Genomic DNA, 14,437 nt, shown 5'->3' with positions numbered 1-14,437 from the left:
TTACTTGGTTTTAGGTTTGAAGATTACTAATACAGGATTACTTTTTCTGTCGCCAGTTTTAAAGTAATTTTCTAAAAGTGGAGGATACTTTGTTGTTTTACCTGCACTTCGCTCTTTAAAAGCGAACATGGCTAGAGACGAATAGCTGGTGTAAAACTTTCCATCCTCAAAAGCCAAAAAGCCACGGTTTTCAAAATCATAACCAAAACCAGAATCTGTAATAGGTAAAAAAGAAGAAAGACTATCAGGTTCTAAATCTTGAAATGAAAGTAATTCGCTAGTCTTGATATTATAGATTAAGTTTTTCTTCTGGTCTTTATCCCAAAAAACATTAGAAAATCTTAAGTAAAGGTTATCTCCTAATAGATAGCTTTTTCCCAAACCATGAATAACTTTTTTGTTTTTTTCGAAATAATCGAATCTCTTTTTAACATAAATAGGGTTAGTGATAAAATCTTTAGGTAAAGTATTAATGGCAGGAAGAATGAATTTGTATGCCAATGAAACTTTATCTGGTGATATTCTATAAAGATTATAATCATAAAAAGTACTCCAAAATGCTGCATCGGGAGCGTATTGACTAATTCCCCCATCACCATACCAATCATCTGTTTCGTATAACTTAGTATCAAATTTAAAATAACCAACAGTGTCTTTTTTAACTTTATTAAGGAGGTTTAATTTATAAAAAGTACTGTCTTTACCCTTTTTAATATACATCCCTAACTTTGCAACTACATTACCATTAGCCATTGTAATCTCGTCAGAGTAACTATAGTTTTTTACTTTTTTAACAAATTTGCCTTCGAAAGTAAAATATTGGACATTGTTGCTGGTAAAAATTACAATAAAATCTTTATCATCTTCTTTTACAGTTCTGAAACCGTAAGACTGTGCTTTTTCTTTATCTTCTTTATCAGTTTGAAGTTTGGCAGCATCGATTTTACTGATATACTTTCCTTCATCACTAAAGATGAGGATAGACCTAGTGTCGTAATCATAAACAATAAACTTATTCCCAGCTATCTTAAGTTGTGCTATGTTTCCAAATAAACTTTCTTTGGTAGTTTCTAGGGGGATAAATTTTACTTCATCAAAAATTTGAGAAATGGCAGCACCTCTGGCACTTTGAGGGTCTATCCTTAAAGTAACAATATTAGAACTGTCTACTTTTCCAGTTTGAGCGAAGGTTAATAAGGTTAAAGATTGGGCGTAAAGTAAGACATAGAGGAACAGCTTAAGCGGTTTCATAGAGCGTTAAATTTATTCAGTTAGGATGGTTTATTTTGTGTTGACCAATTATAACTAAAAAGAACGTTATTGTTTTCTATTTTACAATTTTTAACATTATGGTAATTTAAAAGATACAATTAGGGAGATTATTTTAAGAAACGGTTTTAAAATAGATCAAAAATATCATGTCAGTCTGAGCGTAGTCGAAGACCATAAATTAAACCCCTGCCTGTCCGGCAGGCAGGCTTCGAATACGCTCAGGCTGACTCCTAACTATAGATTTTCGATGGAAATTTAATCAACTTTATATGGTTAGCTAAGGGAATACATAACCAAAAAACCCTATCTAGAAATATCTAAATAGGGCTTATAACTTCAAAACTGAAAATGTATTTTTAACTAATAAGTAATAATTTGTTCTTCTAGTTGGCTTGGCAAATCGCGGTAGTTATATTGCTGTCCACGTAATTGTGGTTCAAAACCTGCTTCTTTAATGGCTGTCTGAATTCCATTTGCCGTAAAGCGATGTGGTGCACCTGCTGCAGAAACTACGTTTTCCTCAATCATGATTGAGCCAAAGTCATTAGCACCAGCATGCAAACACATTTGTGCAACTGCTTTACCAACAGTTAACCAACTTGCTTGTATGTTTTTAACGTTTGGCAGCATAATCCTGCTAAGCGCCAACATTCTTACATATTCATCACCAGTAATGTTATTGCTAATTCCTCTTAAGCGTTTAAGCAAAGTGCCATCATCTTGAAAAGGCCAAGGAATAAATGCTAAAAACCCTTTGGCGTGTTCAGGTTTCTCACTTTGTACTTCCCTAATCCACACCAAATGCTCAAAACGTTCTTCAATGGTTTCTACGTGACCAAACATCATCGTTGCCGAAGTAGTGATGTCTAACTGGTGAGCAGCTCTCATCACATCAAGCCATTCTTGCCCACCACATTTTCCTTTAGAAATTAATCTTCTAACCCTGTCATTTAATATTTCTGCTCCAGCACCTGGTAATGAATCCATACCATTTGCTTTTAGTTCCCTTAAAACTTCAGTATGTGAAATTCCTTCTAGTTTAGCAACGTGAGCAATTTCTGGCGGACCTAAAGCGTGTAACTTTAAATCTGGATATAATTCTTTTAATTCTTTGAAAAGGTTTGCGTAAAAACTTAAGCCTAAATCTGGGTGATGCCCACCTTGTAATAAAAGTTGGTCTCCGCCTAAGCGAAAAGTCTCCTCAATTTTAACTTTGTAGGTTTCAATATCCGTGATGTAACTTTCATCGTGACCCGGCCTGCGAAAGAAATTACAGAATTTACAATTGGCAATGCAAACATTAGTAGTGTTTACGTTACGGTCAATTTGCCAAGTTACTTTTCCACTCGGTACCTGTATTTTCCTTAACTCATTTGCAACGTAAGCCAGCTCTGCAGTTTCTGCATTGTGATATAAAAAAACGCCTTCTTCTTTAGTTAAAAAGTCGAATTTTAAAGCCCTCTGTAATAATTCGGCAGTATTCATATACAAAGATAATTGTTTTAGTCGGAAAGTTTTTCGTCCATCGTCTGTCGTTTGTCGTTTTTCGTCCATAGTCCATAGTCCATAGTCCATAGTCCATAGTCCATAGTCCATAGTCCATAGTCCATAGTCCATTTAAATTATTGCCAAGCAAGGTAACAATTCAACAATCAAACAATTTAACACTCCTCCAACAATTTAACCATTTAGCAATTCAACAATTCAATTATCTTTGTCGGCTATGGTAGACTTTAATCGTTTTACACTAGCCAATGGTTTAAAAGTTTTGGTTCACGAAGATCCAACAACACCAATGGCAGTTCTAAATATTTTATATGATGTTGGTGCAAGAGATGAGGAGGAAGGAAGGACAGGTTTTGCGCATTTATTTGAGCACTTAATGTTTGGTGGCTCTGTAAATGTGCCAAATTACGATGAGCCTTTGCAACGTGTTGGTGGCGAGAACAATGCATTTACAAGTAACGACATCACCAACTATTACATCACATTGCCAGCGGAAAACATTGAGACTGCTTTTTGGTTAGAAAGCGACAGAATGTTGAGTTTAGCTTTTTCTGAAAAGAGTTTAGACACACAGCGTAACGTGGTAATGGAAGAGTTTAAGCAACGTTATCTTAATCAGCCTTATGGCGATGTTTGGTTAAAATTACGTCCTTTAGCTTACGAAACGCATCCTTATAGATGGGCAACTATTGGTCAGGATTTAGTGCAAATTGAGACTGCAAAGATGGAAGATGTGAAAGCGTTTTTCAAAAAACATTATACGCCACAAAATGCGATTTTGGTAGTAGGTGGCAATGTGAAAACTGAAGATGTTAAAGCACTTGCCGAAAAATGGTTTGAACCTATCCCAGCAGGAAATAAATACAACAGAAATTTACCTAAGGAACAGCCGCAAACTAAAGCAAGGACACTTACTATTAACGCAAACGTGCCTTTGAATGCCATTTATATTGCATTTAAAATGCCAGCTAGATTAGATAAAACTTATCAGATTTATGATTTATTATCGGATATTTTATCGCAAGGTCATTCATCTCGATTATACAATAGCTTATTGAAAGAACAGAAATTATTTAGCGATATTAATGCTTATATGTCTAGCAGTTTAGATGAAGGATTATTTATTGTTGAAGGTAAATTGATAGCAGGAGTGGAAATGGATGTTGCCGAAAAAGCGATTTGGGCAGAGTTAGAAAAGATTTCTACAAGTTTGGTAACAGATGATGAGTTGATTAAAGTTAAGAATAAGTCCGAATCGATCATGGTGTTTTCTGAGATGAGCTTGTTGGATAAAGCAATGAACTTGGCTTATTACGAATTGTTGGGTGATGCAGAATTGTTAAATATCGAAATCGATAAGTATTTGGCTATTACTGCTGAACAAATACAAGAAGCAGCAAAAACAACCTTTAAAAAAGAAAGATCTTCTACCTTATATTATTTAGCCAATGCTTAATCGTACCATAGCACCTGATTTTATACAGGTAAATGAAATCAATTTTATTAAACCAAAAGCCCAACAACTAGACAATGGGATTAAGGTTTTTACCGTAAATGCAGGTCAGCAAGAATTAGTTCGCATAGAATTTATCTTTCAGAATGTAAATTACGATCAGAATAAGCCTTTGCAAGCGGTTTCTGTAAATAGCCTAATTAATAACGGCACAAAAAAATTATCTGCCAAACAAATAGCAGAACAGGTTGATTATTATGGAGCATATTTGCAGACAGATTATGGAGCAGACCATACTTCGATAACTCTTCACAGTTTAAACAAACATTTGGTTTCTGTATTGCCTATCATTTGGTCTATTTTAAATGAAAGTATTTTTCCTCAAGAGGAGTTAGATATTTTTATTCAGAACCAAAAGCAGAAGTTAAAAGTAAACCTGCAAAAGAATGATTTCTTAGCACGTAAAACCTTTGCCAATACCATTTTTGGTGAAACAGCTTATGGTTCTGATATTTCAATGGAGCATTATGATGATTTAAAAAGAAATGATTTATTAACTTATTTCAAGGCAGCTTTTAAACCTGAAAATTGTACCATCATTGCTGCTGGTAAATTTGAGGCAAAAGAGTTCGATTTACTAAATCATTTCTTCGGTAAATCTTGGGAAAACCACAATCCGTCTACGGTTAATGAATTTAATTATTCCCCAATTGTAGGTAATGATGTTTATATAGAAAAAGCTGATGCAGTACAATCTGCTATCAGAATGGGTAATTTAACCATCAATAGGAAACACGAAGATTTTCCGAAACTGCAAATTATGAATACTTTGTTAGGTGGATATTTTGGTTCTCGTTTAATGGCAAATATTAGGGAAGATAAAGGCTATACTTACGGCATTGGTTCGGGCATTGCTTCTTTAAAAGATGCAGGTTATTTCTTTATCGCAACAGAAGTGGGGACAGAAGTTTGCGTGAGCGCTTTGGAAGAGATTGAAAAAGAGATTAATATTTTAAAGACAGAGTTGGTAGCAGAAGAAGAATTAGGCTTGGTTAGAAATTACATGCTCGGTTCTATGTTGGGCAGTTTAGAGAACGCTTTCTCTCATGCCGATAAATTCAAAAACATTTATTTCTCAGATCTAGATTACGATTATTATACCAAATACATTCAGACTGTAAAAACGATTACACCTGAAGAAATCATCGCGACTGCTAATCAGTATTTAGATTGGAACGCAATGACTAAAGTTGTTGTGGGTAAGAAGTAATAGAATTAACCACATAGTTAATGTAATCGTCATACCCAGCTCAACTGGGTATAGTAATGCGAAAGATTAATTGAATTGTTCAATTAACATAATGGTTAATGTATCACTATAATTATCCCTTATTTCGGTCGGTGAGACACCAACTGATAGTAAAATCAAGAACCAAACTTAACCAAAACATTTACCACTACTTTTCGTTTGTAGTGAACATTTATAATACTGATGAACAACCTAACAGAAAACCCAGCATACACTTATAAAATTAACCCAGATTTAAATAGCATAGATTGGGATTATGTCATTTCTTTATTCTATAAAATAGAATGGAAACATCGCAAAGCGGAAGAAATAGCTCTAGCTTTTAAAAATAGTACCACTACCATTTTTGTGTTTGAAGGAGAGAAAATCATCGCCTTTGGCAGAGTAGTTGGTGATGGTAGATATTACGCCATGTTAGCGGATATTGTTGTAGATCCAGATTTCCAAGGACAAGGTTTGGGCAAGTACTTGGTAACTACTTTAAACAATCAATTAGAAAATTATCACTTTGTAAATTTAAGCGCAGCGCCTGGAGCAGATGCTTTTTATAAAAGTATGGGTTGGAAAAAACAAACTACTGCATTTATTTGGCCACAAGGTCCTAAGCAGTTAAGGCAGCATTGCGAACAGGATGAGCCTTTAACTTAATTCTGTAAGGATTTCTTTTCTATATCATCTGTTTCATAAAAGCAATTCTTCTATGCTAAAATTGAAGAGTGATTTGCTGTTTTAGCAAACTTTATTATCGGCGCTTTTTAATATACTTGTTTGCCGAACTAAATCATGAGGATATGATTCAGTCAAGGCACTACAAATTAAGGCTGGTGGTTTTCAATTCTATCACCATATAATTATGAGCTGATGAAATTTCAAATTGCCAAACACCTAAAAACTTGCTATCTGGTTTTTTCTCTTGTTTTTGCTTCCAATTTTTTGTTTGCGCAAACAGGCGATGAAGAAGCCATGCTTAATCAGGCCAAATTAAGAGATCAAGAACAAATTGATAAGGCTTTAAATGGTTGGTGGAAAGATTCTCAGAAAGGCAAGGCAAACAGATTAGCATGGTGGACGGATGCTCGATTTGGAATGTTTATCCATTGGGGTATTTATTCGTTGCCTGGAGGTGAGTGGAAGGGCAAAAAAGTAGATGGTTATGCCGAACATTTAATGAGGAAGGAAAAAATCTCTCGAGCCGAATACCTAGATGTAGCACATCAATTTAATCCTGTAAATTTTAATGCAAATGAATGGGTTAAAGCTGCTAAAACAGCTGGAATGAAATATTTCATTATTACTGCAAAACACCATGATGGCTTTGCCTTATTCGATTCTAAAGCATCAGGTTTTACGCTAGCTAAACAGAGTCCATGGAAGCATGATCCTTTGGCCGAATTACAAGAAGCTTGTAAAAAGCAAGGCATTAAGTTTGGTTTTTACTATTCTCATGCATTTGATTGGGAACATCCAGATGCCCCTGGAAACGATTGGGAATACAACAATCCAGGGGGAGATAAATTGCTATTTGGAGGTGCAAACTGGTTTGACCAACATCCAGAGTTGTTACCAAAGGCTGTTAAATATGTAAATGAGAAAGCTATTCCGCAGATTTTAGAATTGATCAAGAATTATCATCCAGATATTTTATGGTTCGATACACCAGGTAAATTGCCACTTTCAGAGAATATAAGAATTCTTGAAGCCATTCGAAAAGCCGATCCAAATGTGGTTGTAAACGGTAGATTGGCAAGGGCCTCCAATCTTAATTTAGGCGATTATCAAAATACAGCAGATCGCCCTGCAGAGTTTTTTCCTGTTACAGGGAATTGGGAGGCGATACCTACTACAAATGAATCATACGGTTATTCTAAATTTGATAAACGACATAAGACCAGTGCTTTTTTAATTCAATTACTAGCTAAATCAGCCTCTCGTGGTGGCAATTTGTTAATGAATATTGGTCCGAAAGGGGATGGTGCATTTGATATGGCCGACCAAAAAATACTGACTGAAATTGCTAAGTGGATGGCGGTTAACAATGAAAGTATACATGGTACAACGAAGACTCCATTGCCACTGCAGCCTTGGGGTGTATCAACACAAAAAGGGAATAAGCTTTACTTACATGTGTTTAATTGGCCAAGTAATGGCAAATTGATTATCGGTGGACTTAAAAGTGATATTGCAAAAGCTTATTTGTTAACTGCGCCAAATAAGTCATTAGGTTTTAATAGACTTAATTCAAGTGATTTAGAAATATCGGTTCCTAGAAAAGTTGCCGATACAGCTAGTACAGTAATTATTTTGGAGACAAAAAATCCAATTAAAGTTGATAGTGTTAGACTCTTATCTTCAGCAAGTAATACCTCAAATAAGCTATTGGCATTTGACGCTAACTTAATAGGCAAAGGTTTTAAGTTTGGAGATGGTAAACCCGGTAGGTATTATGTAGATGGATTTACAAAAAATGACCAAGAGATTAATTGGGAATTTAGATTATTGCAACCTACAAGCTTTCATGTTCTACTAAAATATAGCGCAGATAATCAGAATGCTGGAGATTTTGAAGTAATAGTTGATGGTAAGGTATTTAAAAAATCAAGTGCAAAAACAGCGGAGAAGACTGATACAGTCATGGAGATTGATTTAGCTGATCTATCCCTTGTAGCTGGAAAACATCAAATAGCGATTAAGCCAAGCCATATCTTAAAAACAGGATTAATAAGATTGTTAGAAATAGACCTGTCTGTTAATTAAGGTGGTTTTTCCTTGCTAATCTTTGTATTTGAATGGAAGATTTATATCCGAAAATCTTTGCGTTGAAATTCATACCGTTATTCATTTAATTCAACTATTTTGACAATTTATAGATTAGGTCAAATCAACAATGTTTTAAGAGATTAATTCAAAGATCCATTATAGGCTTTAAACTTATTATAGTATAAAAATGCTTATAGAACTTTTAAATAGAAATTATTTCTGTTTTTTGATGCATATAACTTTTGCAAATTCCATCTGTATTTCAAATTTATTTTAATGCTACACTTTAAGCCTTAAAAAGCTGCATGCCAAAATTGTTGAATAATTCGCCAATTCTGATAGTTATTAATTTTAGTATTATCATTTACTTGCATTAACCAAATATACTAGAACAATGAAATTAGAAACCCACCCTTGGACAAATGTCCATTGGAGGTTAACAAGTAATTCGTTAACCTCTTGCTGTTCTTCGATGCAGCACAACGATCAAAATTTAGTTCCTATTACTTTAACTTAAACGATATGAAAAGAAAAATTACCCAAATTTTTCCTGTGAAGGCTATTTTGGTAAGATTTACAATGATTGCTATGCTATGCACATTGTTTATTCTTAACGCAGCTGCCCAGGCGCCAGGCCAGATTAAGGTTACTGGGACAGTAAAAGACGCAAGCGGTGCCCTACCCGGTGTAAGTATCAGGATCAAAAACCAGACAACTGGCGTTTCCACTGACGCTGATGGTAAGTTTACCATCATGGCCGCAAAGGATGCAATATTGGTATTCAGTATTGTGGGTTACACCACAGTTGAAAAACCAGCCACCACCACACCAATTAATGTTACAATGGGAGAGTCTTTGAGCGATTTAGATGAAGTTGTGGTAACAGGTTTTGGAGGAAAGGTAAAAAGGAGCGATCTTACCTCAGCTGTATCTTCGGTTTCAGCAAAGGATATTGAAGATAGGCAGCCTGTAGATTTATTTGGTGCTTTGCAAGGTAAAGCATCTGGAGTATTGGTTACTACAGATGGTGCACCAGGCTCAGAAGGTACCATACAGATTAGAGGCGTAACTACCTTAAATGCAGGCGCAGGACCACTTTATGTTGTCGACGGCGTAATTACCGATAACGGTAGAAATATCAATCCACTAGATATTGCAGGAATTGAAATCTTAAAAGATGCGGCATCAGCTTCCATTTATGGGGCACAAGCAGCAAACGGTGTAATTTTAATTACTACAAAAAAGGGAGTAGAAGGTAAAGCCAGGGTAGATGTACAGTATACACATTTATTTGGTAGGCTTGCCCATAAACTTCCTCAAAGTAATTCTGATGAAGTAAGGGCTTTCCGCAGACTACAAACGCCAACTTCTGCTACAGCTGGTATAAATACGGATTCATTAAACGTTGCATTTAATGCCGATAATGATCTTCAAGATATATTGTTGGGCAATACCGGACACCGCAACCAGGTTAATGCAAGTTTGGCTGGTGCTTCTAAAACTTTCAATTTCTATGCAAGTATCAATTATATTGATGACAAATCAATTGTGGTGAATAGCTATGCTAAATCATTACAGTCGAGGTTAAATATTTCTTATCAAGCGTCGCCTAAATTAAAATACACGGCCAATGTTTCCTTGTATTATCAATTAAAAAATGAGATTCCGTTAGCCAGAACAGTTGCTGTTGTTTTCGACCGACCTGCGTCGTCATTGATTTATTATCCAGATGGATCTTTAACAAGTTATATTGCCTCGAAGAGAAATCCTTTGGCTAATGCTTTGTATGAAACTAATAAAACCGAAACTCATTCTGCCCAAGTTAATAATCAGGTTGATTTTGACCTTACGAAACATATCAAATGGACTACACTTTTCAACATCGCTTTTGATAATCCGCAAAGCACATTTTTCTCACCGCGTTACGTAAGTGCAAATAAAAACACAAACAATGGTATCAATGAAATGCGCAAAAACTTTAGGTACGAAGCGCAGACTTATTTTAATTATAACCAAAAATTTAAGGATCATAGCATAAGTGCTACTTTAGGTGCAAATGCTATTCGTAGAACGTTAAATACATTTCATCTAGAATACTTAAATTCAGTTAGTGAAGAGATTTTTGTAGCATTGCCTTCTTTCCTAACGGTAACCAATACTTATACCAATGGTACGGCAAATACTAACCAGGCAATATTTGCAAGGTTAAACTATGATTACAAAAGCAGATATTTTGCTAGTGCTGTTTATCGTAATGATGGATCTTCAAGGTTTAGCCCTGAAAATAAAAGAGGATCTTTCTATTCAGGTTCATTGGCTTGGCGTTTCTCTGCAGAGAAATTCATGGCTTGGTCTAACAAGTTTTTAGATGATGCAAAAATTCGTGCCAGCTATGGTAGAGTAGGTAATGATCAAATTGAAGATTATGGGTTTATCAACAAAATTGTTTTTGATGCAAGTTACAATGGTGCACCAGGAGCTACCTATAGTACAACACTTGGCAATAGCTTAATTAAATGGGAAACTGGAATTCAAAAAAACTTAGGTTTAGACCTTACTTTCTTAAAAGGTAGGTTGTCGTTTACAGGAGAGATTTATGAAAAAGGATCAAAAGATCTATTGTACCCACGTCAGTTGGTGAAAGAAACAGGGTTTTCTACTGTGCTCATCAACGTAGGAACAATTGCAAACAAAGGCTTGGAACTTTCAGTTTCTGGAACACCAATTTTGAAAAAGAACTTCTCATGGAGTATTGATGCAAATATCTATTTTGAAAGAGGAAGAATTAAAGACCTTGCTGGTGCTGGATCGTTTGTTGCTGGTAACAAATGGTATGTTCAACAAGGCGGAAAAATTGGTGACTTTTATGGCTGGAAAAACCTAGGGGTTTACCAATGGAATGAGTCTAATGCTTACAATGATAGCTGGGATAAATTAACAGTGGTTTTAGGGCCTGATAATAAACCACTGTATGTTGGTGGCAAGCCTCAGTATACCTTCAATGGTCAGCCTTATACTGGTACTGTACACAATATGTACGACCCAGGTGGTAAACTTATAGGTGGTGATACGGAGTGGGCAAATATAAAACGTGATAGCTTAATCGACGATGGCGACCGTCACGTCATCGGCAATGCACAACCTAAATACAATGTAGGATTTGGTAATAACTTTACCTATAAAAGATTTACATTCAATGTTTTGTTTAATGCCTCTGTAGGTGGAACTATCTATAATACCTTGCTTTACAATGCCAATAACCCATCAAATACTGGCCCTGGTAACCCAGATGTATTGTATAATTCATGGCAAAAACAAGGTGATATTGCTAAATATCCTTACTATCCAAATCGCCCAAGTCGTGGTAATTTAAAACAACATGGAAATAGTGCCTATTTGGAGGATGCTACTTTTATAAGGCTATCTAGCATCAGGTTAGCCTATAGCTTGGATTCGGAAATCGCTAAAAAGCTTTATCTCAAAGGAGTAAAAGCATTTGTTTATGGCACCAACATACTGACATGGACAAACTATAGGGGTTATGATCCAGAATTTAGCAGCTCTAATCCGCTTACCCCAGGAGATGATACCGGAAGATATCCAAGAAGAAGAGAATTTGGTTTAGGTTTAAATATTAGTTTATAAATTGAGTCATGATAAAATTATTAAAATATACTTGCATCATCATGCTGTTTCTTACCATGGGCAGCTGTAAAAAGTTTCTTGATGAAAAACCTGTCTCACAGGTTAAAATAAGTGATTTCTACAAATCTAAATTTGATATAGACGCGGCAACTGCTGGTATGCACTCTTCCTTTCAGCAAACAATGGTTGGCGAAGGACAGTATTTAGATCGTTACCACTATTGGGGAGATTTTAGGTCTGATAATTTCGATAGATTCTTGAGTTATACGACAACCCATGTAACAGAAATTGCGATGAACGCCATCACACCAGATAATGCTTTTGCAGATTGGTCTAGACTTTATACCGTTATTGCAAGAGCTAACAGTAATATCAAGTATATCCCTGGTGTAATGGCACTGGATCAAAATGTTACGCAGGCTGTTGTGAATGCAAATTTGGTGCAGTCTTATGCCATGCGTGCCATGTGCTATTTTTACATTGTGAGGGTTTGGGGCGATGCACCTATTTGGTTGGAACCTTATGAAGATGTACAAGTTGATGCGGAACGTCCTCGCGAATCAGCAGCTAAAATTTTAGATGAGATCGTTATTAAAGATTTAACCACGGCATATAACCTTGCAGTGAAAAATCAAACAGCAACTGTTTATACCATTAATGAAGGTGCAATATGTGCAACTTTGGCTGATGCCTACATGTGGAAAAAGGATTATGCCAATGCAATTATCTGGATCAAAAATCTTTTTAAAGCTAGATCTCCAAAAGGGGTAGCTTATACGGGTACTTCTGAGGTAAACTTAGAGCCTACGGCTACTTGGAAAAATATATTTACATCTCCTACAACTAGTTCAGAAACCATTTGGTCGTTGCACTGGGATTTTGTAGCTAATGGATGTGCTTGTAACGTAATTTCGTTTACCGCTAACAATAAAACGTTTCAGGTTGATCCGCTGTTGTATACCAAGTATTTCTTCCCGCATAGCCAAACTGTTCGTCCTAATACAGATATTAGGCCAAAGCAAACCTTAGATTTGTATACTGTTGCTAATCCGGCAAACAATAACAGAGATCGTTTTGTAAAGTGGTATGCGAGTCCAATCAATCCAACTGCCGCAACCTCGGCAGCGGAGCTTGCTCAATTTTACACTCAACAAGCACCGGTCTATCTGACCATGTATAGGTTATCTGATATGTACTTATTGTACGCAGAGGCTTTGAATGGAAGCGATGATCTGCCAAATGCGCTTAAATATTTAAACTTTATTAGAAAAAGGGCTACACTACCAGAATACCTTATAACAGATCCTAAAGTGAGCACAAAAGCGGCCATGGAAAATGCAATCCTTGAAGAACGCCAATATGAATTGATTGGAGAGGGAAAACGTTGGTTCGATTTAGTAAGGACTGGTAAAGTAAAAGAGATCATGGATCCAGTATTAAGAGATCGTCAGACGAGAAATGGAAATACCGATTTAACTGGGTTTGGAGATATTCGTCGTACTTTATGGCCAATAAGTAGGGCAGTGATGAACTCTAATAAAAAACTAATTCAAAATCCAGGATACGGAGAGTAATAATTGTGTATTTGATAATCAGACTTGTTAAAGCAAGCCATTAAATAATATAAAAATGAAGATTTTAAAAAATAGTTTGTTACCAGCAATTATACTTTTGTTGGTTACATTAACTCAAAGCAGTTGCAAAAAATTGTTTGGCTTAAACCGCCAAACCGATTATGATTACGTGAAGAAAACACTTGATCCGAACATTGGTATCTCTGCAGGCAAGTTTCTGCTAGATAGAGCAACAGGTACTGGAGTTGCCAATGGTGTAAACGATACCGTGTTTAAGTACATGAAACTAGGGTTGGAATATGCAGGTATCGACTTAGCAGAATATGAAAAAGCAGATCGTACATTCCTGTTCATGCATAATGATGGGATTAGGGTTTTACCCACAAAAACAACCAATGGCGTAATTACCACTACAAGTAATATTCCTACAGCAGGCCTTTGGTTTGATTTTCCGATTGTTACTTCTGTAAATCCTACTACTGGTGTTCCAGTTACTCGCCCCGCAACAAAGTGGAGTGATTATCCAAAAGAAGATGTCAAGAATTATTTTCTTTACCTTATCGGTGAGGGCAGACATAATTTTGATAACTTAAATGCAAATAATAAAACTGTAAAATCACTGCTGCCTACAGGTGCCGTTTTATCAAAATCAACTATGTTAGGTTATTTTAATGCGGGTAAAGGTTTTGATGAAGGAGGAAATTTCTACCTTAAAATATTGAATAACAGTGATCAGGCACCAATTGTACATAACAACAGAACTAATGATAGAAGTGCTGGTTATGTAGCTACCAATGGTATTGTGCATGTTTTTGGTGCTTCTTTAGCTCCTGGAATGTTAAACTAAGAAAATATTAACTTCTTATCTCAAATAAAAACCTCATGGACTATAAGTTCATGAGGTTTTTTATGATAAGTGAT

9 protein-coding genes are annotated in these 14,437 nt (G+C 35.7%); 7 read left to right on the top strand and 2 right to left on the bottom strand.

Annotated features, from left to right (window positions below):
* Nucleotides 1-1,251, bottom strand: a complete 1,251-nt coding sequence (locus tag R2Q59_RS08385) for a 6-bladed beta-propeller (protein WP_316785148.1) — start codon at nt 1,249-1,251, stop codon at nt 1-3.
* 381 nt (nt 1,252-1,632) lie between these two features.
* On the bottom strand, nt 1,633-2,757 hold the full coding sequence (locus R2Q59_RS08380; protein WP_316767783.1) for a CofH family radical SAM protein: 1,125 nt from the start codon (nt 2,755-2,757) through the stop codon (nt 1,633-1,635).
* Nucleotides 2,758-2,995: 238 nt separating this feature from the next.
* Between R2Q59_RS08380 and R2Q59_RS08375 the strand changes: the two genes are divergently transcribed.
* The 7 genes from R2Q59_RS08375 to R2Q59_RS08345 all read left to right on the top strand — a co-directional run bounded on the left by R2Q59_RS08375 (nt 2,996) and on the right by R2Q59_RS08345 (nt 14,363).
* A complete protein-coding gene (locus tag R2Q59_RS08375) occupies nt 2,996-4,234 on the top strand; it encodes a pitrilysin family protein (protein WP_316785146.1) in 1,239 nt (412 codons plus the stop codon).
* The gene (locus tag R2Q59_RS08370) at nt 4,227-5,501 is read left to right on the top strand and encodes a pitrilysin family protein (RefSeq protein ID WP_316785144.1); all 1,275 of its coding nucleotides are present in this window, start codon (nt 4,227-4,229) and stop codon (nt 5,499-5,501) included. Before R2Q59_RS08375 ends, R2Q59_RS08370 begins: the two co-directional genes overlap by 8 nt.
* A gap of 222 nt (nt 5,502-5,723) precedes the next feature.
* Nucleotides 5,724-6,188 carry a GNAT family N-acetyltransferase gene (locus R2Q59_RS08365; RefSeq protein WP_316767777.1) on the top strand — a complete coding sequence of 155 codons (465 nt, stop codon included), beginning with the start codon at nt 5,724-5,726 and terminating at the stop codon, nt 6,186-6,188.
* A gap of 213 nt (nt 6,189-6,401) precedes the next feature.
* Complete coding sequence (locus R2Q59_RS08360) at nt 6,402-8,294, top strand: alpha-L-fucosidase (protein ID WP_316785142.1); 1,893 nt, start codon at nt 6,402-6,404, stop codon at nt 8,292-8,294.
* A 525-nt stretch (nt 8,295-8,819) separates the two neighbouring features.
* Nucleotides 8,820-11,942, top strand: coding sequence for a TonB-dependent receptor (locus tag R2Q59_RS08355; protein WP_316785140.1), 3,123 nt, complete (start codon nt 8,820-8,822; stop codon nt 11,940-11,942).
* Between the two features lie 8 nt (nt 11,943-11,950).
* Nucleotides 11,951-13,516: a RagB/SusD family nutrient uptake outer membrane protein gene (locus R2Q59_RS08350; RefSeq protein WP_316767770.1), complete on the top strand. Its 1,566-nt coding sequence runs from the start codon at nt 11,951-11,953 to the stop codon at nt 13,514-13,516.
* A gap of 55 nt (nt 13,517-13,571) precedes the next feature.
* Nucleotides 13,572-14,363 (top strand): hypothetical protein, encoded by a 792-nt coding sequence (locus R2Q59_RS08345; protein ID WP_316767767.1) that lies wholly within the window; start codon nt 13,572-13,574, stop codon nt 14,361-14,363.
* Nucleotides 14,364-14,437 lie beyond the last annotated feature (74 nt).

Origin of the sequence: Pedobacter frigiditerrae, assembly GCF_032678705.1 — a bacterium.
Taxonomy (GTDB): domain Bacteria; phylum Bacteroidota; class Bacteroidia; order Sphingobacteriales; family Sphingobacteriaceae; genus Pedobacter; species Pedobacter frigiditerrae_A.
Note: the sequence above shows the minus strand (reverse complement) of the source record. Positions and strands in the feature narration are given on the sequence as shown.